This window comes from Arthrobacter sp. TWP1-1, assembly GCF_049897845.1.
Classification (GTDB): domain Bacteria; phylum Actinomycetota; class Actinomycetes; order Actinomycetales; family Micrococcaceae; genus Specibacter.
Genome location: NZ_JAFCXC010000009.1, coordinates 18,177 through 40,959, shown reverse-complemented (window position 1 = coordinate 40,959; position 22,783 = coordinate 18,177). Strand labels below are relative to the sequence as shown.

Sequence of the window (22,783 nt, the reverse complement as noted above, 5' to 3'; positions counted from 1 at the left end):
AGAGTGCCCTAAGTTCATCCTGCAGTCAAGAAGTTAACACAAGATTAATCACTAAATTCAATCTATGAACTATCTGAGGGCACACCCACTCGGTACCGGCTAGGACTGGACCTGCTTGTGTTTGCGGGCCAACAGGACATAGTTGCTGGCATTTTCACGGACGTGTTCCAGCTCCTCGGCGCTCAGCTCCCGACGGACCTTGGCCGGAACCCCGGCAACGAGCGAGCCGGGCGGAATGATGGCACCCTCAAGGACCACTGCACCGCCAGCAACAAGGGATCCGGCGCCAATGACGGCGCCATTCATGATGGTGGCGCTCATGCCAATCAAGCAGTCGTCCTCAACCGTGCAGCCATGCACAACGGCGCCGTGGCCCACGCTGACACCATTGCCAACGGACGTGGGGAACCCCGGGTCGGCGTGGAGAACCACGTTGTCCTGCAGGTTGCTGCCCTGTCCCACGGAAATCGAGTTGGTGTCTCCGCGCATCACGACACCGTAAAAGGCGCTGGAGTCGGCGCCCAGCGAGGCTTGGCCAATGAGGACAGCCGTGTGGGCTACGAATGCACTTTCGTGGACAACGGGAGTGTGGCCGTCGAGGGTGATCAATTGCTGCATGGCGGGTCCGTTCTTTGCGGTTGTGGGGGAGTGGTGCTGGGGGATCGGCTGGCGAGCAGCTTGCAAGCGGCGGCCTACCAGCGGGAGTGGATATCTTCCCGCAGCAGGGAATCGTAGATTTCGTGGACGCCGGAGTCGAAGGCGCTGCCCAAATCCGCCAGCGAGCCAGCGGCGGCATTTGCCTGCGCCTGCTTCGCGGACCTGGCGCCCGGGATTACGGTGGATACGCCGTCGAGCTGGGAAACCCAGGCAATCGCGGCCTGCGCCGTGGTGACGCCGGCGCCAACCGTCTTTGCCAGCGTGGTGAACCGGCCTGCCGCCTCGAGACCAACAGCGTAGTCAACGCCGGAGAAGGTTTCGCCAACGTCAAAGTGGCTGCCGCTGCGGTTGTAGTTGCGGTGATCGTTTTCCGCAAACGTTGTGGCCGAGGTGTACTTGCCGGCGAGCAGACCGCTGGCCAGCGGGACGCGGGCAATGATGCCAACCTTGGCGGCCAGGGCGGCGGGTAGCACGGCGTCCAAGGGCTTGAGTCGGAAGGCGTTGAGAATGATCTGAACCGTGGCAACGTTGGGGCGGGCAATCGCGGCCAACGCCTGATCGCACGTTTCCACGCTGAGCCCGTAGTTGGCGATGGCGCCGTCGGCCACCAACGTGTCCAGTGCGTCATAAACCTCATCGGCGGTGACGACGGAGGTTGGTGGGCAGTGCAGCTGCACCAAATCAAGGGTGTCCACGCCTAGGTTTTTGCGCGAACGGTCGGTCCAGGCCCGGAAGTTTTCCAGGACGTAGTTTTCGGGCAGCTGATCCATGCGGCGGCCCATTTTCGTGGCCACCGTGATGCCATGGCCCTGGCCGCGCTGCTTGAGGAACGTGCCAATGACCTGCTCACTGCGGCCATCGCCGTAGACGTCGGCTGTGTCAAAGCAGGTGACGCCGGAATCCGCGGCCGCGGCCAAGACGTTCAGTGCATCGGCTTCGCTGACCTCGCCCCAATCGGCGCCAAGCTGCCACGTGCCAAGCCCGACGCCGGACACCGATCGGTTGGTTTTCCCCAGGATGTGAGTTTGCATGACCCCAGCCTAGCCAATCGGGAGGGTGCGTTAGTTGAAGACCACCGTGCGGTGTCCGTCCAACAGGACCCGGTGCTCGGCATGCCACTGGACAGCCTGCGCCAGAGTGCGTGCTTCGACAGCGCGGCCCATGGAGACGAACTGCTCCACGGAGTGGGCGTGATCAACACGGATGACTTCCTGCTCAATGATGGGTCCCTCATCCAGCACGGCCGTCACATAGTGCGCCGTCGCGCCAATGATCTTCACGCCGCGCGCATGGGCCTGGTGGTACGGCTTGGCGCCCTTGAAAGACGGCAGGAAGGAATGGTGAATGTTGATGGCACGCCCGGCCAGATGGGTGCAGAGGTTGTCCGAAAGCACCTGCATGTAGCGGGCCAGGACCACAAGTTCGACGTCGAGCTCGGCTACCAGCGCAAGCAGCTTCGCCTCGGCGTCGGCCTTGGTATCCGGGGTGACCGGGATGTAGTAGAAGGGAATCCCATAGAAATCAGCCATCGGCTTCAGATCCAGGTGGTTGGAGACAATGGCCGGAATCTCAATCGGCATGGTGCCCGAACGCTGTTGGAACAGCAGGTCGTTGAGGCAGTGGGCGGCCTTGGAAGCAAGGATCAAGGTGCGGATGGGTGCCCCGGCTCGGTGCAGCGTCCACGTGAGGGAAAACTTTTCGGCAACAGAGTCGAGGTGTTCACGAAGGCGGCTGAATGAGGTGGACGTCTCCACGGCAACGCGCATGAAAAAGGTGCCAGTGTCTGGGCTGCCGTACTGCTGGGAGTCGGTGATATTGCAACCAGCTTCAAGGAGGGAACCGGAGACGGAGTGGACGATGCCGGGCTGATCCGCGCAGGAGAGTGTCAATACGTATCCATGTACGGCTGCCGGGGTGGTCACGGCGGAGGAATTCAAGTCAGTCACCCGTTTAACGTTACCGCCCATTTCCAACCCTGTACTACAATTGAGGAGTTGCGACTGGCGATGAGGTGGGACACCACCGGGGAGCAGCACGAGCAAAGACCTCACGATCGTACGCCTGGGACGCGAGGACACGTTTGCCAATGAAGTTGATTGGCCGTGGTAGCAGGAATCCAGTAGCCGTGATGTTCCGCAGAGACAAATTCTGTGCAACATTCCTCCACAAGGTTCCGTGAATACGGCAAGCAACTCATTAGCGATAATCTTTCCTAGAAGAGTTTTTTCGTGCTGTCCACTCAGGAGTCTGTAGTGTCTTTTTCCCCCACCCAGTCCGTGACCAATGCCCCGCTCTCCGAGCTTGACCCGGAAATTGCAGCCGTCCTCAAGGACGAGCTTGGCCGCCAGCGCGACACGCTGGAAATGATTGCTTCAGAAAACTTTGCACCCCGTGCGGTGCTTGAAGCTCAGGGCTCCGTCCTGACCAATAAGTACGCCGAGGGCTACCCGGGACGCCGTTACTACGGTGGCTGCGAGTATGTTGACGTCGCTGAAAACCTGGCCATCGAGCGCGTGAAGGACCTGTTCGGCGCAGAGTACGCCAACGTTCAGCCGCACTCGGGTGCTCAGGCCAACGCCGCCGCCCTTGCTGCCATGATCAAGCCCGGCGACAAGATCATGGGCCTGTCCTTGGCTCATGGTGGCCACCTGACCCACGGCATGAAGCTGAACTTCTCCGGCAAGCTGTACGAGGTTGCCGCCTACGAAGTTGAACCCGATACCTTCCGCATCGACATGGACAAGCTGCGCGCCCAGGCCATCGCCGAGAAGCCGCAGGTCATCATCGCCGGCTGGTCCGCCTACCCCCGCCAGCTGGACTTCGCAGCGTTCCGCTCCATCGCCGATGAGGTTGGCGCACTGCTCTGGACGGACATGGCCCACTTTGCCGGTTTGGTTGCAGCAGGCCTGCACCCGAACCCGGTGCCGTACTCCGACGTCGTCACCTCCACGGTGCACAAGACCCTTTCCGGCCCTCGCTCCGGTGTGATCCTGGCCAAGAAGGAATGGGCCAAGAAGCTCAACTCCTCCGTGTTCCCGGGACAGCAGGGCGGACCGCTCATGCACGTCATCGCCGCCAAGGCAGTTGCCTTCAAGATTGCCGCAGGCGAAGAATTCAAGGAACGCCAGGCCCGTGTCTTGGAAGGTGCCAAAATCATTGCCGAGCGCCTGAACGCTCCCGATGTTGCCGAGGCTGGCGTGTCCGTGCTGACCGGTGGCACCGATGTTCACCTGGTCCTCGTTGACCTGCGCAACTCCGTGTTGGACGGCCAGCAGGCCGAGGACCTCCTGCACAGCGTTGGCATCACCGTGAACCGCAACGCCGTTCCGTTCGACCCCCGCCCGCCGATGGTCACCTCCGGCCTGCGCATCGGTACCCCGGCACTGGCCACCCGTGGCTTCGGTGCACCGGAGTTCACCGAGGTTGCCGAGATCATCGCCGCAGCACTGAAGGGTGGCGCAGATGTTGACGCCCTCAGCGCCCGCGTCAAGGCACTTGCAGCGAACTTCCCGCTCTACCCCGGTCAGGAAGAATGGTAAATCGCATGACTGCTCAAATCCTTGACGGCAAGGCTACCGCCGCTGCCATCAAAGCCGAGCTGACCGAACGTGTGGCCGCCCTCGCGGCCCGCGGCGTCACGCCGGGCCTGGGTACTATTTTGGTTGGCTCGGATCCGGGCTCCCAGTGGTACGTGGGTGGAAAGCATAAGGACTGTGCCGAAGTTGGCATCAACTCCATCCGCATTGACCTGCCCGAGACGGCCACCCAGGATGAAGTCCTGGCAGCCGTCCGCCAGCTCAACGAGGACCCTGCCTGCACCGGTTACATTGTGCAGCTGCCCTTGCCAAAGCACATTGACCAGGACGTGGTGCTTGAAGCCATTGACCCGGACAAGGACGCTGACGGCCTGCATCCGATGAACCTTGGTCGTCTGGTCGCCAACGTGAACCGTCCCATGACGTCTCCGCTGCCGTGCACGCCCAAGGGCTGCATCGTGTTGTTGGAACGTCACGGCATCTCGTTGAACGGCAAGCGCGTTGTGGTCGTTGGCCGCGGTGTCACGATCGGCCGGCCCATGGGCTTGCTGCTGACTCGCCGTGACATCAACGCCACCGTGGTCCTGGCTCACACCGGAACGCAGGATCTGGCCGCTGAATTGCGCCTGGCCGACGTTGTGGTTGCCGCAGCCGGCGTGCCGCACATGATCAAGGCAGCAGATTTGAAGCCGGGCGTCATCGTCCTGGATGTTGGCGTCAGCCGCGTGGACGACGGCAACGGCAAGGCCGTTGTCACCGGTGATGTGGAGCCGGCGGCCGCCGAGGTGGCCAGCTGGATTTCCCCGAACCCGGGCGGCGTCGGTCCCATGACCCGCGCCATGCTGCTCGCCAACGTGGTTGAGGCCGCGGAGCGCGTCTAGCTTTTAGCGCGTGGCTTAGCGTGGGGAGGCCGACGGCGGAACTTAAGTTCCGCCGTCGGCCTCCTTTTTGTTGTGCAGAGTTGTGCAAGCCGCCGCGTGAGCTACATTTCGATGGATTCCACACGCTCGGGGCGGGCGTCCACCCAGGCCACCAGGAGCCGGACCTTCTCGGGCAAGCTCTGCTCGGTGTAGCGAACGCTGATTGAGGACCGCGTCCGTTCCAGGCTGATTTCATACAGCTGGGAATCTGGCCTCGGGCTGACCGGCGGGGGAGGCGGCTGTTCGTCCAAGTTGGCCCGGGCAACCTCGCTGGCGAAGGCCTTGGCCTCCGATTTGGGCAGCGCCTGAGCATCGAGTTCTGTACGGGCTACGATGCCGGCCAGACCGCCGCCTCTCAAGATGATGAGCCTCATGTCAGGACTCCGACCTCTTTCCATGCGCCGTGGACCGCCTCCTGTTCGGCTGCGCCGAAAAGCGTCCCGGCCACGTCTACCGTGGCATGGGCGGCCGCATCGAATTGCGTGGTGGGGCGAAGCCGCGTTGTCAGTGCCTGATACCAGATTCGACCGGCCTTCTCCCAGGCGTTGCCGCCCAGAGCAAGCGCGGCGAGGGCGAAGGCGCGGTTGGGGATGCCGGAGTTGATGTGTACGCCGCCATTGTCGTTGCGGGGATCGTTGTTATCCGGCAGATCCACATAGTTGTCCATGTGCCCTGGCTGCCTGTCGCCGGAGTACGCCGTGCCGGGATTGAGCATGGAACGCAGGGCCGTGCCGAGTCCTGGCACCAGAATCCCCTCGCCAATGAGCCAGTTGGCCTCCGCCGCAGACTGCTTCAGGCTGTACTGCTTGACGAGGGAACCGAAGACGTCGGAAAAGGATTCGTTGAGCGCTCCGGACTGCTTGCTGTAGGCCAGCCCGGCGGTGTACTCGGTGATGCCGTGGGTCAATTCGTGGGCGATCACATCCAGGGACTGGGTCAGGCCGCCAACGCGGAAAATGCGCCCGCTGCCATCCCCATAGACCATTTGGGTGCCATCCCAGAAGGCGTTGTCGAAGGCCACGCCGTAGTGGACGGAGGAGACGAGTTCCAGCCCCGCGCCGTCGAGCGAGTTCCGGCCGAACAGGTCGCGGTAAAACTCATAGGTGGCGTTGCTGCCGTCATAGGCCTCGTTGACAGCCTTGTCCTCCACCGGCGGTTTCCCCCAAGCCCGGACTAAGACGCCGGGAAGGAAGGGGCGGCCCTGTTTCTGGTTGTCGTACACACTCAGGCGTTCGCCCGTTTCGCGTGCACCGTCCAGCAATGCGCCCGTATCCATGTTGAGCCGGCGGCCCAGCTGGCCGATGACGGCGCGCTGGGACCGGATTGCCGCGGACGTGGCCAGCGCCCTGACCGCGGCCTCACGCTGCTTGGGTGTTCCCTCAACAGCCAATCTGGCCAACAGATCTGGTGGTGCGATCCTGCAATGCACCCGGTTATGACGCGCTTGGTTATGACGGATGACCATGCCATTTCCTCCCCTTGGAGCCGTCCCTTCATGATGCCCTTGATCGATGCCTCAGGCAAGGAACATCAGCTTATGATTCGCCCAAGGGAGTGCGTCAACGCAAAGTGCCGCCGCTCCCATAGGGGAACGGCGGCACTTTGCCCAAAAGTATGGCGTGGGAGTTAGACCGACGCGAGCTCCTTGACGGGTTCCGTCGCGACAGCAACAGCTTCGACGACGTCGTCATCGATGGGATGCGATTCGGTGCGCGGGGGCTTGATCGCATCGATGATCACCATCGCAACCAGGGATACAGCACCCCAGATCGCGAAGGTGAGTAGGTGATGGCCCACTACATCGCCACCGAAGTAGAGGATCGAGCGGACGGACTCCACACCGGCCGCCATGGGCATGATGTCGTGGAGCGTGCGGAAGATTTCCGGCTCCATGAAGACCGACAGGGCACCGCCCGACGAAGGGACGCCGAGCATGATCAGCAGTCCCACTACCGGCAGGATGGCGAACATGCCGATCAGTCGTTCAATGGCCGCGGAGAACATTGCGACACAGAAGATCGCCACGATGCCGACGCCGAACAGCGGCCAGAAGTCTCCATCAACGCTGCCGGTAAAGGGCCCTGCGATCAGGTAGAGCACCGCCGACATAAAGACGGACCAGCCAGCCACAATGGGGAGCAGCATCTTGAGCGGACGGGACTTGGGCTGAGCGTTGGCGCCAACGATGATGATCATGAATCCGGACAAGATCCAACCCATCGTCAGGTACATGCTCACCGTGCCCATGGTGTCGTTGTCGTGCAAGGGAGCGAGCTCCTCGGTCTGCATTTCAAGCTGTTGGCCGGCTGCGACCTGTCCGAAGATGCCCTTGACGACCATCTGGGCACTGGTTCCCGCGGCCTGGTTCGTCACGAGAGTTGCCGTGGGTGCCTCAGCCGAGGGCAGGATGAAGGCCGCCGTGGCGGTTCGATCCTGGACCTGGGTCCGGGCCTCATCGGCTGAGTCGGTGGCGAGGAGATCGAACATGCCCGGCATGTTTTTCTCCAGACCGTCAACGGCCTGCTGTGCCTGCTCGACAGTTGCCCCGACGATCGTCACGGGCATGTCCTTGGGCATGGGGGAATGCATGGCGCCAAGCATGATCGAGATCATCATGCCGACCATGACGAGGGGGAACATCAGCAGGGAGAAGTAGCGCCAGAACTTGGTCTTCGGGCGAGGTCCACCGTGCAAGGAGGGGACTGTAGCCTTCGGGCCCGTGTGGTCCGGGTTGCGCCGACGCCTGGAAATATCAACGAACAACGTCAGGACCAAGGCAACGACGGCGCCAATGATCAAGACCAACAGGTGGGACCAAACGTCGCCATCCTGGAAGTACAGCAGTGACCGCAACGCCTCGCCAATGGCCGGGGTGGGCAAGAAGCCGTGCAAGACCGTGAAGAAGCTCGGCATCGTATAGACCGAGAAGCTCATATTTGAGGCGGGGATACCCAGAACCATGAGCAGGAACATGCCGACGATCACTGCCATCGGGCCCAAGAAACGCGTCAAGAGCAGCTGGACGGAGCCAATGGCAAAGACACCAAGCCAGGCAATGCCAAGAACGCCGGCGGCATTACTGCCATCGATCATGCCAAGAATTGGGCCGGTAACCAGCCAGATCAGGCCGGCAACAAGTGCCGACCAGCCAGCGAGCAGCGGAACGGCCCTGCGGAAGCGCAGCAGCTCGGGGGAGTTGGAGAGCGTCATGCTGAAGGGAAGGTAGCCGGCCATGACGAGGGCTGTTGCCATAAACATGGCGCCCAGACCTGCGGCGTCCTTCTTCGGGAGAGGAACCAGGTCCTCACTTTCGAAGGTCATGCCCTGGGCAAGCACCTGCGGAGCGAGGACGGCGGTGACGGTTGAGGCCTGGGTGGAACCCGCGGCACTAGCGGTGATGACCGTTGCCTTACCGTCAACAATGCTGACGGCGGCAGTGACTTCGCGGTTCATGACCAGCTCACGGGCGGCTGCCTCGGAGTCGACCATCTGCAGGTCGACGGCGTCCGGTGTGGCAGCTTCGACGGCGGTTGCAAAGGCATCGGCCTGAGTCGACGACGCCACGATGGCGATCGGCATATTATTCGGTGCCGGAGCATGCATGGTGCCCAGGTAACCGCTAATCATCATGCCAACCATGATCAGGGGCATGAAGAACATGGCCACGTAACGCCCGATGGTCTCGGCCTTGGCACGCTTTGCGGCGGCGGCCGCGATTTCTGCCTCGGTGGGCTCAGCCTTTTCGATCTCCACTGACTCCCCGGCCGGGGGACTTGATCTGTGGTTGGAAGATTTTCTGCTCAACGTCTTGAAGTCCTGCTCCTGTGTGTAGCTTGAACATCAGGCGGTGTTCGCCTCCGGTGAGGTGGAAGAAGTGTCGCCTGGTGTGCGGTTGGAATAGCCAACTTAACGATTTTACGCCACGTGGCGTAAAAATGAGAAATGAAGGGACTGGCACCGCGAAATCCACGCCGTCACGGTACCGTGGGAGGCTGAAGAAGGGGAAGCATTCCATGGGACAACACAGTGACAAGGCGCGGGAGACACTGTTGGACGCGGCGGAGGAGCTCTTTGCCCTCCACGGCATCGACGCGGTGTCTAACCGTCGAATCACCGAGCATGCAGGAACGGCAAACCACTCGGCCATCGCGTACCACTTTGGTGATCGCGACGAGTTGCTGCGCGCATTGCTGAGCCGCCATCGCGGGGAGATGGGCAAGCGCCGTCTTGACCTGATCGCCACGCTGCCTGACGATGCCGGGGTGCGGGACATTCTTGCCTGCATGATCCTGCCATGGATCGAATACCTGGCCAGCCGGCCCATGCCGAGCTGGCATGCGCGTTTCCTGTTCCAAGTGCGCAGCGTTCCGTCAGTGGCCGAGGTTTTGGAAAGCTCTCTCACGGCCAATCCCGAGGTCGAGGCTCTGATTCACCGCATGCAGGCAGCGTTGGACCATGTTCCCCCGGAAGTTGTCCGCGGCAGGGCGCTGATCCTCGGTCCCATGGTCCTCGGCGTCTGCGCATCCTATGAAGGGCAGATCCAGAATGGTGAGCGTATCCCCAACTGGCGTGGCGTGGGCTATTTTTTCATCGACTCGTGCTCAGGCATGTTGACGGCCCCGGTAACGCATCCGGAGGACTTCATCACCTTTCCCGAGGGCCCCTACCTGCTCTAGTCAGCTCCTCCAGATTCCGCTACCGCTTCCCACAAATGAGCCCCGTCTACAGGGCGCGTTTGTGGGAGGCGGGCGCGGAACTTGAGGGCGTCCCGTTCGCCGCTGGTGGAAGTCGGTCAATGGGTGCGCGCGCATTTGAGAGAATGGTTCCATGACTTCTCTTGGAACCGGCAAAATGACCAAATCTGGCAAATTCTCTGGGCTAGGCACCATTGTGCTGGCGATCGTATTCCTGGTGGCTCTGGTTTTCGCCGCCAACAACAGCACCGTGCTCGGCTGGGTCATCGCGATCATCGCGTTCGGCTGGCTGGCGCTCTCCACGGTGGTGTATATCGGGGTCCACAAGGCCGCGGCCTTTGGCGCCCGCCAAGTAGCGCTGGCGCAGGCCCAAATGGCCCAGCAGAACAGTGCAAAGGCCCCGGCCGACGGCGGCACTCGCCTGGTCTCGCAGGACTCCGGTTCGCGCTCGGCCGAGAAGGCGCGCGATCTGAAGCTTGACCACTCCTTCAAGATCATCAACGTCCAGATTGGCGTGGTCAACGAGTACCTTGGCAAGGATCCCGAGATGGTGGCCCGTGCGCTGGAAACCATCAACATCACCGCAGCCAACGGTCGCGGCATGATCAATCCGGACTGGGAAGCTCAGGAAGCCAAGATGGATGCCGCCATGGCTAAGAAGAACGCCGAGCGCGCCGCCGCGCAGGATACTGCCGCTACCCACGGCACCCAGAGCTCAGCCAATGGCAAGACCGACGGTGACGAGCCCGTCAGCGGCGTCATTATCGACTGATTCGCCCTTGGCGGCGTCTCGAAGACATGGTTGGCAATCGCGTCACGGGACAAGGATTCGGCAGCCCGATGCAGGTAAGGTGGAGCAAGTGAGCAACGGTATTCAAAACGGTCAATTGAGGATCGCAAGCGTCAACGTCAACGGCATCCGTGCCGCCTACAAGAACGGTATGGCAGCTTGGCTAGCCGACCGCGATGTCGACATCCTGTGCCTGCAGGAGGTACGTGCACCTGATGCCATCGTTGAGGGTTTCCTTGGCGAGGAATGGCACCTGTTGCATGCCGAGGCCGAGGCAAAGGGCCGGGCAGGGGTATTGATCGCTTCGCGCAAGGATCGCATTGAACCCGTTGCAACACGGGTTGGCATTGGCGAGGACTACTTCGCTACCACCGGACGCTGGGTCGAGGCAGATTACGCCCTCACGGCAGCCGATGGCACACCCACAACTCTGAGCGTTGTCAGCGCCTACGTTCATTCGGGCGAGGTGGGAACACCGAAGCAGGATGACAAGTTCCGCTTCCTTGACACCATGATCGGCCGCCTGCCAGCTCTTGCCACGGCCAGCGATCACGCACTCGTGGTGGGCGATCTCAACGTGGGGCACAAGACCTTGGATATCAAGAACTGGAAGGGCAACGTGAAGCGTGCAGGCTTCCTGCCCGAAGAACGCGCTTACTTTGACCGGTTCTTTGGCGATGAAATTGGCTGGAAAGATGTGGCTCGCGAACTCGCTGGCGAAGTTGATGGCCCCTACACCTGGTGGTCCAACCGTGGCCAGGCATTCACCAACGACACCGGTTGGCGCATTGACTACCACATGGCCACCCCGGCACTCGCGTCCAAGGCGCTGACGTGTGTGGTGGACCGAGCCGAATCGTACGAATCCCGCTTCTCAGACCATGCCCCACTGGTCGTCGATTACAAGTTCTAAAGGACCCTTGAACCAATGAGTGAAATCTCTTCCCGCCCACGCGTGCTTTCCGGCATGCAGCCTTCCGGCGATTCCCTGCACCTAGGGAATTATCTCGGTGCGTTGGTCAACTGGGTCAAGAGCCAGGACGACTACGAAACGTTGTTCTTCATCCCGGATATGCACGCCATCACGGTGACACAAGATCCCGAAGAACTGCGCGCCCGCACCCGCAAGACGGCGGCCCAGTACATCGCAGGCGGCATTGACATTGAGAAGTCAACGTTGTTTTTGCAGTCTCATGTGCCCGAGCATGCCCAGCTGGCTTGGGTGCTCAACTGCATCACAGGCTTTGGCGAAGCCGCCCGCATGACGCAGTTCAAGGACAAGTCGGCCAAGGGTGGTGCTGACGCGGCAAGCGTCGGCTTGTTCACCTACCCGATCCTCATGGCGGCAGATATTTTGCTGTACCGTCCCGAGGGCGTCCCCGTCGGTGATGATCAGCGTCAGCATGTGGAGCTGGCCCGCGACCTGGCCAAACGCTTCAACTTCCGTTTTGGTGACACATTTGTGGTGCCGGAGGCTTTCATTCAAAAAGAAGGCGCCCGCATTTATGACCTGCAGAATCCGACGTCGAAGATGTCCAAGTCCGCGTCTGGTCCTAACGGTCTGATCAACATTCTTGACGAGCCCAAGGTCACGGCCAAGCGCATCAAGTCGGCCGTCACGGATGCTGGCACAGTTGTTGCCCACGACCGGGCGAACAAGCCCGGCGTGACCAACCTGCTGGAGATCTTGTCGACACTGACGGCGAAGCCCATTGACACGCTCGTGGCCGAATACGAAGGCAAAATGTACGGGCACCTCAAGGTGGATGTAGCGGACGCCGTTGTGGAACGCCTGGATCCCATCCGCAAGCGCACCCTCGAGCTCCTCGATGATCCGGCCGAGCTGGACAGGCTGTTGGCCCGCGGTGCGGAAAAGGCGCGGGCAATAGCTTCCCTTACCTTGGCCGACGTATACGCCAAGGTTGGTTTCCTTCCTCCCCTTGGGGCGGTCGGATAACGGTGCCAGGCATTGGTCAAAGCGGGAGTTCACCCGCACCGCATGAGGACAGTCTGGGCGTAATTATCTCCCTCCCAGCCGAGCTTGCAGCCGAGATCGGCGCAAGGCGGGCCCGCTACGCAGGCCCGGGAGCCGCCGTCGTACCTCCCCATATCACCTTGGTGTCGGGGCGGGCAGCGGACTCTTGGGACGAAGCTGCCAGCTACGTGCGCGAGGTTGCGGCGGCAGGGGAGCCGTTCACACTGTCGCTACGCGGAACGGGCACCTTTGAGCCGGTGTCGCCCGTGGTGTACCTGAATGTGGAGTCCGGCGCGGAGAATTGTGCGAAGTTGCACGATGCGTTGCTGGAGGGTCCCGTTGAACATCTGCTGGACTTCGATTTTCACCCGCATTTGACCGTGGCGCACGATCTGGATGCCGATGCCATGGAGCAGGCGAAGGATGAGATGGCTGATTTTACGGCCGATTTTGAGGTCACCAGTATTGGTCTTTTTGACTTTTTAGCTGGTGGTTGGGCACTTCGTGAGGAGCTTGAACTTGGGGGAAACGGAAAGTCATAAGGCGGCGTCGGTCCATAGTCAGTCGGTCCATCTTCATGGGTCAACGGCACCGGGTGTGAGCGCCAGAAAGCCGCTCGGGGGCCCGGCTGTGCCGCCGCCGAGCCCTTTGGACCGCAATGCCCTGGCCGTCTGGACAGCCACGAAGCGAGAGGCGTTCACCACGGCGCGGCAAAGTGGCACGGTGGTCGGCCGGGCCAATGCGCTGATGCAATGGCTCAATGCGTGGACCGCCCGGCTCTTCCCTCTGCGTGTGTGGAATTTGTACACGCGCCGTCGCGGTCCCTTGCTGGCGGCTGGCAATGCTTACCTGATGTTCTTCTCGGTGGGTGCCATGCTCGTGGCCGGGTTTGCCATTTTTGGCATCATTGTCTCCGACAATCAGGTGCTTCGCGATGCGGTTATTGACCTCGTTGCCAGCAGCACGCCCGGTTTGATCGACACCGGCGACGGTGGGTTGGCGACGCCCGATGATCTCCTTGGCACCGGTCGCTTCGGGCTGACCTTGTTCATCTCGCTGGCCGCCTTGCTCATTACGGCCATGGGATGGATCAATGGCCTTCGCGAGGGAATCCGCTCCGTGCTGGGCTTGGCCCGGGACCGCACCAATCCTGTGCTTTCTAAGATGCGCGACGGCGGAACCCTCCTGGTGCTTGCCGTTGCCCTGGTTCTGACCAGCGTTCTGGGCGTACTGAGCACTGCCGCGATGGGATCATTCAGCGATTTTCTGGGTTGGAACGGTTTCCTGGCCGGCACCGTGACAAAGCTCGGCTCGGTGGCGCTGATGTTCATCTTGGATGTTGCGGTGGCCATGATCATGTTCAGCATGGCCTCGCGCGTGCGCATGCCCCGGCGGGTCCTGCTTTTGGCGGCCGCATTCTCCGGCGCCGGTGCAACCGTGCTCCGGTTTTTCAGCGCCATGCTCTTGGCCGGTGTCACGAGCAACGCGATCTTGGCGCCCTTTGCAGTGATCCTTGGCCTGTTCGTTTGGTTCTACCTTCTCAGTCAGGTCTACCTTGTCTCGGCAGCCATCGCGGCCGTCAGGGCCGCCGATCTAGGTCCGCACGAGCCGCGCTGACAACTGGTACCTTCCACCCTTGAACGTACTTTGTCCGCTTATGGGTAGTTGGGCAACACCCCATAAGCGGACAAAGTACGTTCATGTGTTTAGCTCTCACATGTCCAGCGGTGTCACCGTCAACGATTTCAACTGTGCGGTCCCGCCTTCAGAGAACAAGGCCATCTTGTCTGCTCCGGCAGTGGGGAACACCTGATCGGTGATGGTTTGCAGACCGTCTTGGGTGAACACCTCCACGGAGGAGTGGTCGAGATAAATCCGCAGGGTGACGTTGCCGCTGGTGTCCAAGGTGACTGGCGCGTCCTCGATGGATGCGAACGTGGCATTGAACGCGGTGTTTCCGGATCTTGTTCGGTCAACGAAGATCTTTCCCGTTGTGGCGTCGTAGCCGATCAGGGTTGAAGAATTTCCATCGCCCAGCACTGTGATGCCGGATTTCTTCGCCGTACCCGGGGCGAACTTGATGTCCACCCGCTGAACCTGGCCTGAAGCTGCAGCAGGTAGTTGCTGTGCCCCGGCGGGAATTGGGCCGCCAACCTTGTCGGTGTACGAGGCTTTCGCTGCAAGTTTGTCTACCTGCTTGACAGGGCTTTGGCTCAGGCGCGGCCCCTCAGGGGTCTGGGTCAGTTTCACCTCGCGCGGCAGTGCCGTGGCGCTGCGCCAGGGACTGGTCGGGATGTCATTGGCGTAGTCCCAGTTGTTCATCCAACCGAGCATGACCCTCTTATTCTCAGGCATATTGCCGAAGGAAACGGCAGCATAGTAGTCACGGCCGTAGTCGAGCCAGTCATAGCTTTCCAGGGTCGAGTGGGCCGGCTCTGGTGACAGCATGAATTCATCTGCGAGGATGTGGCCCCATCCAGCTCGGTTGTTGTCGATGATGCTGATTCTCGCCTGTCGCCCGGCGAACTCCTTGACGTTCCAGGAGGCCAGATCCAGTGTTTCGCTGTCGGAGCCTGTGGCGGTCCGGACCACTTGCCCGTCGACTTCCAGGTTGACAGTAGTCTCATCGGATCGGGGCACGGCAGGAGCATCGGTTTGCATGACGTGGTCAACTGTGACGTGCCCCCATCCACCGGTGGCCTGGTCAACGACCCGGATCCGTGCCTGTTGGCCCTGGAACTCGGCAACATCCCAGGACTTCCAGTTCAGGGCACCGGCATTTTCACCCGAAACCGAACGTTTCACCTCACCATTGACGAGCAATTCCACGGCAAGGACCTGGGTCGGATCGTTGAGCCGCTTGCCACCGCCGACCAGCATGCTGAGGTTGCTTTTCGTGATGGTGAATTCCGGAGAGGTGAGGCTGCCTTGTTTCTCGTCGCCACCGCCGTTGGTCTCGAAAGTGTTGATCAGGTGCGCACCGATGGCGTAATCGCTACCCCCGCCAAAGGGTTGGAACTGGGGCGCAAGATCCCCAACGCCGGTCCAGCCGGAGTCCGCCAATGTTGCGCCGGCAGGAACCTCGAAGCCGTCAAAGAGCAGCTCGCCGGGCGGCGGCGAATTATCCAGCCTGCTCCCGGAGTGTGGGTGGTTTCCACCACCCACGAGGAAATTGAGGTAGTCCTCTGAGACGGTGAACGCCGGGGACTTCATGGTGCCAATGGCCCAGTCATGGTCGATGAAGGAATTGACAAGCCCGGCCCCAGAGAAACCGGATACTCCTTGCTGCCCGGGGAGAGCTCCGGCAGCTGGTGACGTGCCGAAGGGACCGTTGAAGCGGTTGCCTGGCTCGTTGTTCACGGTCCAACCGTTGTAGCTTCCGTCGTTGAAACCAGCCAAGACGGTACCGGCAGGAAGTGTGGCCGCTGGTCTGGTGGTTTCGGAGGTGAAGGTGGTGCCGTCAAAGCTGCCCACAAAGTATTGGCCGGCCGAGCCACCTGCCACGCCGCCGGGATTGATGTTGACCACCATGACCCACTTGATGTTGGCCGTGTCGCCGTCCACCGCCAATGGGAAAAGGTCCGGACATTCCCACTGTCCGCCGGTGGCATTGGCCGGCCCAAATTCACTCAGCGCCGTCCAGTCCTTCAGGTTGCCGGACTTGTAGAGGACAACCTTGTGTTCCTGGGCTTCGACAGCCGTCATGATCCAGTAGCCGCCGCCGTCCGGGGTGGTGTACCAGAAGACCTTCGGATCACGGAAGTTGGCGGTGTTGCGGCTCACGACTGGATTCTGCGAATACTTGGTCCAGGTCTGGCCATCATCGAGGCTGTAGGCAAGTGACTGTGCCTGCAGCCCTCTGTGGGGTGAAGCGTCCTTGTAGGCGCTGGTGTAGATGGCCACGAGTGCCGGGTTCTCTGGTGTGCCGAAGCCAGTGGTGTTGCCCTTGTCGACAACGATGCTGCCGGAGAAAACATCCTCCTGATCGTCTGTCGAGATCGCCAGGGGCTGCTCTTGCCAATGGACCAGGTCCTTGGAGGTAGCGTGTCCCCATGACATGTTCCCCCAGGTATTGCCGGAAGGGTTGTGCTGGTAATACATGTGGTAAACGCCCTTGTAGAAAACGAGCCCGTTGGGGTCGTTCATCCAATTCTTCATGGGCGTGTAGTGGATGGCCGGCCGGTAGCTTTCGTCCCCGCGCTCTGTCGCGGCCGACGCCGGCAATGATCCAGCCAGGGTGGCGGCCAGGGTCAGGCCCGCGATTGTTAGCGCAGAAATGGCCTGCGTTCTGCGGGTGGTGGTTTTCTTCATTGACTGCTTTCGCCCTTCGTTGCGCGTATCAATAGCAATGACAACTCCTTTGACAACGTTGTCAGTACGTGGACTCTAAAGGATGTCCGCTGGACAAGTCAACGGTTCCTGCAACAGGAAAGCTAGGTGCCTGCGCGCCTTTTTGGGCAACGTCCAAACTGAGGCTGGGCAGCAAAAAAAGCCCGCCAACTAACGGTTGACGGGTTCATTCGGGGGATCAGTGGACGGCAGGCTTGTGCACGCTACTCGACGGGTAGGAGCCAGGTCAGCTCAGAGCCTTCGCCTTCGATGTGCTCGGCCAGTTCTTGGTTGAACCTTGCGCCGTAATCGGCGCTGATGTGCTGCTGGAATGCGGCCTCGTCCCGGTAAACCTCAAAAACGAAGTACTCCCGGGGATTCTCTTCCCGGGTGTAGGGAAGAAACAGCTCGTTGCCGGGTTCCGCGCGGACGAGTTGAGTCAGTTCGTTCATCATTTCGGACACTCGGACTTCACTGCCGGCCTTGACGGTGAACTCGGCATAGAGGGTTTTGGACATAGTGTTCTCCTTCGGGTTTTCAGGTACAGGGAAAATTTTGGGGAAGCGGCCGCATCAGGCCCTGGGGCGGATTTCCCCGGATCCTCGTTGTATCAGTTCGGACGGGACGACGTAGGTGTGTGGAGCGCTCGTATCGCCATCAATCCTGGCCAACAAGCGCTCTGCTGCCAGCTTGCCGATCCGCTCCGGGTGCTGGGCGATGACCGTCACGCCGGGATCCATCATGTCGGCAAGGGTAAAGTCGTCGAACCCGATTAAGGCCACCTGTTTGCTGAGTCCTAGTTCTCGCAGGGCCCGCATGGCCCCGAAGGTGACGAGGTTCTGGCTGGAGAAAATGGCTGTCGGAGGGTCCGCTGCGGTCAGCAGTTCCAGGGTCGCCAACCTCGCGGATTCCTCGTCATGAAGATCCTCGCGGACGGAAACCGTTGAGGTGGGAATGCCTTGCCGGCCGAGTTCTTCAATGAATCCTTGACGGCGCAACCGAGCGGTCTGGATCTCCGTTCGGTCTCCCAGATAGGCAAGCCTGACATGGCCGTGGCTCAGCAGGTGCGCGGCCGCCGTCGCGCCGCCCGCGGAGTTGTTGGTCACGACGGCGTCGGCCTCGATGCCAACAGGTTCCCGGTCAATGAAGACCATCGGCAGATCGCGGGAGTGCTCCGGGATCGCATAAGCCTGGCTCTTGGCGATCGGCGTGAGAATGAGCCCATCGACACGCCGACCAAGAAACGCCGCAATGATGGTTTGCTCGCGTTGGGGGTCATCATCGAGGCTTGCCGCAAATACCGCGATGCCTCGCGCGCCCAACGCATCTTCCATTGCACGGTTTATTTCGCCGCTGAACGGGTTGGAGACGCTGGGGAGCAAGAGACCCGCGGAGAGAGTTCGCCGGCCTGCACGGCGAAGGCTCCCGGCCGCCATATCAAGCTGATAGTTGAGTTGCTGCGAAGCGTTCAGCACTTTTTGCCGGGTGGCCTCGGATACGCCTGACTCGTCATTGATGACCCGGGAGACGGTCTTAATTCCCACGCCAGCAAGCGCGGCTACGTGGCGCATTGTCGGGCGTGGGGTGGAAAGGGTCGAACGGTCATCTTTGGACATCGTTGTCAAAAACATCTCTCCTAATTCGAATTATCTATTGACATAGTACATGTGACGCTGGTTACATCGATGTTGACATCGTTGTCTAGCCCACTGTGGGCCTCAAACATCAGGAGATTCAATGCTGAATTCCAAGGCACCCCGTTCAACCGCCATCCGCCTCTTTGCTGCGGGAGCGGCTTTGACGTTGGGAATGCTCAGCCTTTCGGCATGTGGCTCCAGTTCCGGCGATACCGCGGCCAACGGCGGGGACGGGGAGAAGGTCGGTGTCTCGCTGATCGTCAAAACGACAACCAACCCCTTCTTCGTCGCGATGCAGGACGGTGCGAAGAAGGCAGCCGAGGCTGACGGGGTGGACCTGAAGCTCGCCGCCGGCAAGGCTGATGGTGACGAGGACACCCAGATCCAGGCCATTGAAAACGCCATTTCCAAAGGCGACAAGGGCATCTTGATCACCCCGAACGGCCCGTCAGTGGTTGATGCGTTGAAGAAGGCCAAGGATGCCGGCCTGTTTGTCATTGCACTTGACACGCCTCCGGACCCGGCCGATGCCGCCGACATCACGTTTGCCACTGACAACTTCGCAGCGGGCGAGCTCATCGGCAAGTGGGCGGCAGCCCAGCTGGACGGGAAGAAGGCAACCATCGGCCTGATCGACCTTTTCGATGACAAGGTCGTCTCGGTTGACTACAACCGCGATCAAGGATTCCTCACCGGTATGGGAATCGACACCGCAGACAAGACAAAAAACGGCGATGAAGCCAAGACCGGCAAGTACACCGGTGGCAAGGGCGGGGATTACGAGATCGTCGGTAGCCAAGCCTCGCAGGGTGCCGAAGACGGTGGGCGTACCGCAATGGAGACACTCCTCTCCGCGAACCCGGACATCAACGTGGTCTACACGATCAATGAACCCGCTGCAGCCGGAGCCTTCGAGGCGCTGAAGTCAGCGGGCAAGGAAAAGGACGTTCTGATCGTCTCCGTTGACGGCGGCTGCGCAGGTGTGGACAACGTCAAGTCCGGCGTCATCGGCGCTACTGCTCAGCAGTACCCGGTCAAGATGGCCGAGCTGGGCGTCAAGGCCATCGTTGAGCTGGCCAAGTCCGGCACGAAGCCGGCCAACTCCGAAGGTCTGGACTTCTACAACACCGGTGTTGAGCTCGTGACCGACAAGCCGGCCGACGGTGTTAAGAGCATCACCACCGACGCTGCCGCGGACATCTGCTGGGGCTAGTAACACGTAGTTCCGATGGGGGCCAAGAGCCCCCATCGGCCTCCTCTCATCGTTTCAATCGCGCCAGTTCCTCCCTGGCAATCACTTTCAAAGATCAGGATCAATCGTGACCCAACAACAGAGCGCCGGACCGCCCAGCGCCGGACCTTCCGATCTGGCAGAGGAATTCCTCGATCGTCAGACCCCGCTGAGCCGTGTACGCAATATTCTCCACCGTTACCCTGCCGTCAGCCCGGCCCTCGTGCTTCTCGTTGCGGTGATCGTGTTCGGCCTTCTGAACGACAGATTTCTGCGCATTGAAAACCTCTCGCTGATCACCCAGCAGGTCGCGGTTGTCGGCACACTGGCCATCGCGCAGACACTGATCATCCTCACCGCCGGCATCGACCTCTCGGTCGGAGCGGTGATGATCCTTTCATCCATGGTCATCGCCCAGCTCGCCGTCGACGACGGCGTCCCTGCACCTATTGCGTTGTTGGTAGGCCTGCTCGTGGGACTCGCTGCCGGGGCGCTCAACGGATTCCTGGTCACCAGATTCCGGCTCCCACCCTTCATCGTGACGCTGGGTACCCTGAACATCTTCATCGCCCTGACACTGCTCTACTCGCACGGAGCGACTGTACGCGGTTCGGCCATGCCGGCCCTGCTCACCTTCACCGGAACAACCTTCCCGGTGGGGCCCGTGCGGATCTCCACCGGTGTGGTCTTGATGCTTCTGCTGTACATTGTGGTTGCGTTCATCCTCGGGAAAACCGCCTGGGGGAGGCACGTCTATGCCGTGGGTGACGACAAGGAAGCCGCGCGCCTGGCCGGCATCGCCGTCAACAAGGTTCTTATGAGCGTCTACCTCGCTGCCGGAGCCGTCCTGGCCATTGGCGCATGGATTCAGATCGGCCGTACCAACGCAGCCAGCCCCAACGCTGGCGTCGACCTGAACCTGGACTCCATCACCGCCGTCGTCATTGGCGGAACCAGCCTCTTTGGTGGCCGCGGCTCCGTCTGGGGAACTCTCCTCGGCGCCTTGATTGTCGGCGTTTTCCGCAATGGACTCTCGCTCGCAGGCCTTGACGTGCTGTACCAGACCCTGGCCGTGGGCGTCCTCATCATTCTCGCTGTGTCTATCGACCAGTGGATCCGAAAGGCGAAATCATGACTCACACGAAATTGGAGTCTGAAGGGACAGAAGTCCGCCAGCCCATCCTGCAGGCCAGGAACCTCGTGAAGACCTACGGCCGTGTTGTAGGGCTCGACGGCGTCAGCCTTGACCTATACCCGGGCGAAGTTCTCGCCATCATCGGTGACAACGGTGCCGGTAAGTCCACCTTGATCAAGTGCCTGACCGGTGCCGAAATTCCAGACTCAGGTGAGCTCAAGGTCTCCGGGGTGCCGGTCAACTTCAAGCGCCCTCAGGACGCCCGGGTTCACGGCATTGAGACTGTCTACCAGAACCTTGCCGTCTCGCCGGCTCTCGACGTTGCATCTAACTTGTTCCTTGGCAGGGAAGAGCGGCTGCCCGGTCCTTTGGGTTCCATCTTTAGAATGCTGGACACGCAAGGTATGCGCCGCAAGGCCAAGGAGGAGTTGGCCCGGCTGGGCATCTCAACGCTTCAGGACGTGACGGTACCCGTGGAGAACCTGTCCGGCGGCCAGCGCCAGGCCGTGGCCGTGGCCCGCGCGGCAGCGTTCGGTTCCAAGGTGGTTGTGCTGGACGAGCCAACGGCGGCACTTGGTGTGCGGGAGTCGAACCAGGTTCTGCAGCTGGTCCGGGACCTCCGGGACCGTGGACTGCCCGTTATCCTGATCAGCCACAACATGCCGCATGTGTTTGATGTGGCGGACAGGATCCACATCCAGCGGCTCGGCAAGTGCGCCGCCACCATCACTCCGCAATCACACAGCATGACCGACGCCGTCGCGATCATGACAGGTGCAGCCACGGCCTAAGCAGCGGTTGCCACCACGAACGTCCCCGGACCGGTCCGCCGGTCCGGGGACTGACCTTGCCTTCTCCGGGGGAACGTTCCCCCGGAACAACGCCCGGACAATACCCTTCACGAGAGACAGGCCATGGATTACCTCAATACTGCCCGGAATGACGATCACTTGCAGTTCGATGTCATGGTTGTGGGCGAAGCTCTGATCGATGTCGTCACTAAGGTCGACAGCATCGTTGAACACCCCGGCGGCTCGCCCGCCAACGTCGCCTACGGACTGGGGCGACTCGGTGTATCCACGGCACTCTTGACGGCAATCGGCCCGGACTCGCGTGGAGATTCCATTGAAAGCCATCTCCACGAGGCCGGCGTAACGCTGCTGCCCGGAGCAAGGTCGCTCGCCCGGACGGCGTCGGCTTCGGCAGTTATTGAAGCCGACGGCTCGGCCAGTTACGTTTTTGACATCGCGTGGGACCCTGCCCCGTCGGTTCCCACCTACGTTCCGAAAATCTTGCACACGGGATCGATCGCGACCTTCCTAAGCCCCGGGGCCGGCGTCGTGCGATCCCTGATTGAACAGGCCCACGACGATTGCATGGTCACCTATGACCCGAATATCAGGCCTGCCCTCCTCGGCAGTCACTCCGAAGCAAAGGCAATTTTCGAGGACCTCGTGCCACTTACCGACGTCGTCAAGCTCAGCGACGAGGACGCCAAGTGGCTCTACCCCCAAAAGAGCCTGGACGACACCGCAGCCCACATCCTCGGCTTGGGTACCGGACTGACGGTCATCACCAGAGGTGGCGACGGCTCCCAATTTAGTACCAGGGCAACCAGCATCAGCATCCCGGCCGTAAAGTGCACAGTGGCCGACACAATTGGCGCGGGGGACTCTTACATGTCGGCACTCATCTTTGGCTTTCTCAGCCGGGGAATTGACGGTTTCACACCCGCAGTCCTCGAGAAGCTTGGACACACGGCGGCCGCAGCCGCGGCCATCACTGTACAACGTCCCGGAGCGAACCCACCAACCCTTGCGGAGCTCAATAACTTGTTCGATATGGCGTGATCGACACGGACTGATCGACGGCGGAACGC

Annotated in this window: 21 protein-coding genes and 1 riboswitch; of the genes, 12 read left to right on the top strand and 9 right to left on the bottom strand. The window is 61.1% G+C overall.

What is annotated here, in order from left to right:
* Positions 1–99: 99 nt before the first annotated feature.
* The 3 genes from ACP7B9_RS14475 to purU form a co-directional block, all read right to left on the bottom strand.
* Positions 100–618 carry a gamma carbonic anhydrase family protein gene (locus tag ACP7B9_RS14475; protein WP_425864485.1) on the bottom strand — a complete coding sequence of 173 codons (519 nt, stop codon included), beginning with the start codon at positions 616–618 and terminating at the stop codon, positions 100–102.
* Between the two features lie 74 nt (positions 619–692).
* On the bottom strand, positions 693–1,688 hold the full coding sequence (locus ACP7B9_RS14470; RefSeq protein ID WP_425864483.1) for an aldo/keto reductase: 996 nt from the start codon (positions 1,686–1,688) through the stop codon (positions 693–695).
* Positions 1,689–1,718: 30 nt separating this feature from the next.
* Complete coding sequence (purU, locus tag ACP7B9_RS14465; protein ID WP_425864669.1) at positions 1,719–2,594, bottom strand: formyltetrahydrofolate deformylase; 876 nt, start codon at positions 2,592–2,594, stop codon at positions 1,719–1,721.
* A 49-nt stretch (positions 2,595–2,643) separates the two neighbouring features.
* Positions 2,644–2,731, top strand: a riboswitch (ZMP/ZTP riboswitch).
* Between the two features lie 178 nt (positions 2,732–2,909).
* On the opposite strand from purU, the gene glyA reads away from it, so the two are divergent.
* Together glyA and ACP7B9_RS14455 are read left to right on the top strand one after the other, a co-directional pair.
* Positions 2,910–4,196 (top strand): serine hydroxymethyltransferase, encoded by a 1,287-nt coding sequence (gene glyA, locus ACP7B9_RS14460; RefSeq protein WP_425864481.1) that lies wholly within the window; start codon positions 2,910–2,912, stop codon positions 4,194–4,196.
* On the top strand, positions 4,190–5,074 hold the full coding sequence (locus ACP7B9_RS14455) for a bifunctional methylenetetrahydrofolate dehydrogenase/methenyltetrahydrofolate cyclohydrolase (protein WP_425864480.1): 885 nt from the start codon (positions 4,190–4,192) through the stop codon (positions 5,072–5,074). Before glyA ends, ACP7B9_RS14455 begins: the two co-directional genes overlap by 7 nt.
* 101 nt (positions 5,075–5,175) lie before the next feature.
* Here ACP7B9_RS14455 and ACP7B9_RS14450 read toward each other — a convergent pair whose 3' ends face one another.
* The 3 genes from ACP7B9_RS14450 to ACP7B9_RS14440 all read right to left on the bottom strand — a co-directional run bounded on the left by ACP7B9_RS14450 (position 5,176) and on the right by ACP7B9_RS14440 (position 8,866).
* Positions 5,176–5,487 carry a protealysin inhibitor emfourin gene (locus tag ACP7B9_RS14450; RefSeq protein ID WP_425864479.1) on the bottom strand — a complete coding sequence of 104 codons (312 nt, stop codon included), beginning with the start codon at positions 5,485–5,487 and terminating at the stop codon, positions 5,176–5,178.
* Positions 5,484–6,578, bottom strand: a complete 1,095-nt coding sequence (locus ACP7B9_RS14445; RefSeq protein ID WP_425864477.1) for a M4 family metallopeptidase — start codon at positions 6,576–6,578, stop codon at positions 5,484–5,486. Before ACP7B9_RS14445 ends, ACP7B9_RS14450 begins: the two co-directional genes overlap by 4 nt.
* A gap of 161 nt (positions 6,579–6,739) precedes the next feature.
* Positions 6,740–8,866: an ABC transporter permease gene (locus tag ACP7B9_RS14440; RefSeq protein WP_425864475.1), complete on the bottom strand. Its 2,127-nt coding sequence runs from the start codon at positions 8,864–8,866 to the stop codon at positions 6,740–6,742.
* Between the two features lie 260 nt (positions 8,867–9,126).
* Between ACP7B9_RS14440 and ACP7B9_RS14435 the strand changes: the two genes are divergently transcribed.
* From ACP7B9_RS14435 to ACP7B9_RS14410, 6 genes are all read left to right on the top strand, one after another.
* Positions 9,127–9,789, top strand: a complete 663-nt coding sequence (locus ACP7B9_RS14435; protein WP_425864473.1) for a TetR/AcrR family transcriptional regulator — start codon at positions 9,127–9,129, stop codon at positions 9,787–9,789.
* 151 nt (positions 9,790–9,940) lie between these two features.
* A complete protein-coding gene (locus ACP7B9_RS14430; RefSeq protein WP_425864471.1) occupies positions 9,941–10,579 on the top strand; it encodes a hypothetical protein in 639 nt (212 codons plus the stop codon).
* An 88-nt stretch (positions 10,580–10,667) separates the two neighbouring features.
* A complete protein-coding gene (locus tag ACP7B9_RS14425; RefSeq protein WP_425864469.1) occupies positions 10,668–11,510 on the top strand; it encodes an exodeoxyribonuclease III in 843 nt (280 codons plus the stop codon).
* Between the two features lie 15 nt (positions 11,511–11,525).
* Positions 11,526–12,554: a tryptophan--tRNA ligase gene (gene trpS / locus ACP7B9_RS14420; RefSeq protein WP_425864467.1), complete on the top strand. Its 1,029-nt coding sequence runs from the start codon at positions 11,526–11,528 to the stop codon at positions 12,552–12,554.
* 2 nt (positions 12,555–12,556) lie between these two features.
* On the top strand, positions 12,557–13,114 hold the full coding sequence (locus ACP7B9_RS14415; protein ID WP_425864465.1) for a 2'-5' RNA ligase family protein: 558 nt from the start codon (positions 12,557–12,559) through the stop codon (positions 13,112–13,114).
* A gap of 55 nt (positions 13,115–13,169) precedes the next feature.
* Entirely contained in the window at positions 13,170–14,189 is a 1,020-nt protein-coding gene (locus tag ACP7B9_RS14410) for a YihY/virulence factor BrkB family protein (protein ID WP_425864463.1), read from the top strand.
* Positions 14,190–14,285: 96 nt separating this feature from the next.
* On the opposite strand, the gene ACP7B9_RS14405 is transcribed toward ACP7B9_RS14410, so the two are convergent.
* From ACP7B9_RS14405 to ACP7B9_RS14395, 3 genes are all read right to left on the bottom strand, one after another.
* Complete coding sequence (locus ACP7B9_RS14405) at positions 14,286–16,883, bottom strand: GH32 C-terminal domain-containing protein (RefSeq protein WP_425864461.1); 2,598 nt, start codon at positions 16,881–16,883, stop codon at positions 14,286–14,288.
* 242 nt (positions 16,884–17,125) lie between these two features.
* Entirely contained in the window at positions 17,126–17,419 is a 294-nt protein-coding gene (locus ACP7B9_RS14400) for a putative quinol monooxygenase (RefSeq protein ID WP_425864460.1), read from the bottom strand.
* Positions 17,420–17,473: 54 nt separating this feature from the next.
* Positions 17,474–18,472, bottom strand: coding sequence for a LacI family DNA-binding transcriptional regulator (locus ACP7B9_RS14395; RefSeq protein WP_425864667.1), 999 nt, complete (start codon positions 18,470–18,472; stop codon positions 17,474–17,476).
* Positions 18,473–18,638: 166 nt separating this feature from the next.
* On the opposite strand from ACP7B9_RS14395, the gene ACP7B9_RS14390 reads away from it, so the two are divergent.
* The 4 genes from ACP7B9_RS14390 to ACP7B9_RS14375 all read left to right on the top strand — a co-directional run bounded on the left by ACP7B9_RS14390 (position 18,639) and on the right by ACP7B9_RS14375 (position 22,754).
* Complete coding sequence (locus ACP7B9_RS14390; RefSeq protein ID WP_425864459.1) at positions 18,639–19,751, top strand: substrate-binding domain-containing protein; 1,113 nt, start codon at positions 18,639–18,641, stop codon at positions 19,749–19,751.
* Positions 19,752–19,857: 106 nt separating this feature from the next.
* Positions 19,858–20,904, top strand: a complete 1,047-nt coding sequence (locus tag ACP7B9_RS14385; protein ID WP_425864457.1) for an ABC transporter permease — start codon at positions 19,858–19,860, stop codon at positions 20,902–20,904.
* A complete protein-coding gene (locus tag ACP7B9_RS14380) occupies positions 20,901–21,695 on the top strand; it encodes an ATP-binding cassette domain-containing protein (protein ID WP_425864456.1) in 795 nt (264 codons plus the stop codon). Before ACP7B9_RS14385 ends, ACP7B9_RS14380 begins: the two co-directional genes overlap by 4 nt.
* 123 nt (positions 21,696–21,818) lie before the next feature.
* Positions 21,819–22,754, top strand: a complete 936-nt coding sequence (locus ACP7B9_RS14375) for a carbohydrate kinase family protein (protein WP_425864454.1) — start codon at positions 21,819–21,821, stop codon at positions 22,752–22,754.
* The last annotated feature ends 29 nt before the right edge of the window (positions 22,755–22,783 follow it).

Excerpts from the sequence above, each read along its gene's own strand:
- ACP7B9_RS14450 (WP_425864479.1), bottom strand. The coding sequence starts at position 5,487 with ATGAGGCTCATCATCTTGAGAGGCGGCGGTCTGGCCGGCATCGTAGCC.
- trpS (WP_425864467.1), top strand. The coding sequence starts at position 11,526 with ATGAGTGAAATCTCTTCCCGCCCACGCGTGCTTTCCGGCATGCAGCCT.
- ACP7B9_RS14405 (WP_425864461.1), bottom strand. The coding sequence starts at position 16,883 with ATGAAGAAAACCACCACCCGCAGAACGCAGGCCATTTCTGCGCTAACA.
- ACP7B9_RS14470 (WP_425864483.1), bottom strand. The coding sequence starts at position 1,688 with ATGCAAACTCACATCCTGGGGAAAACCAACCGATCGGTGTCCGGCGTC.
- ACP7B9_RS14380 (WP_425864456.1), top strand. The coding sequence starts at position 20,901 with ATGACTCACACGAAATTGGAGTCTGAAGGGACAGAAGTCCGCCAGCCC.
- ACP7B9_RS14400 (WP_425864460.1), bottom strand. The coding sequence starts at position 17,419 with ATGTCCAAAACCCTCTATGCCGAGTTCACCGTCAAGGCCGGCAGTGAA.
- ACP7B9_RS14455 (WP_425864480.1), top strand. The coding sequence starts at position 4,190 with ATGGTAAATCGCATGACTGCTCAAATCCTTGACGGCAAGGCTACCGCC.
- ACP7B9_RS14375 (WP_425864454.1), top strand. The coding sequence starts at position 21,819 with ATGGATTACCTCAATACTGCCCGGAATGACGATCACTTGCAGTTCGAT.
- ACP7B9_RS14445 (WP_425864477.1), bottom strand. The coding sequence starts at position 6,578 with ATGGTCATCCGTCATAACCAAGCGCGTCATAACCGGGTGCATTGCAGG.
- ACP7B9_RS14430 (WP_425864471.1), top strand. The coding sequence starts at position 9,941 with ATGACTTCTCTTGGAACCGGCAAAATGACCAAATCTGGCAAATTCTCT.
- ACP7B9_RS14435 (WP_425864473.1), top strand. The coding sequence starts at position 9,127 with ATGGGACAACACAGTGACAAGGCGCGGGAGACACTGTTGGACGCGGCG.
- ACP7B9_RS14390 (WP_425864459.1), top strand. The coding sequence starts at position 18,639 with ATGCTGAATTCCAAGGCACCCCGTTCAACCGCCATCCGCCTCTTTGCT.
- ACP7B9_RS14395 (WP_425864667.1), bottom strand. The coding sequence starts at position 18,472 with ATGCGCCACGTAGCCGCGCTTGCTGGCGTGGGAATTAAGACCGTCTCC.
- ACP7B9_RS14475 (WP_425864485.1), bottom strand. The coding sequence starts at position 618 with ATGCAGCAATTGATCACCCTCGACGGCCACACTCCCGTTGTCCACGAA.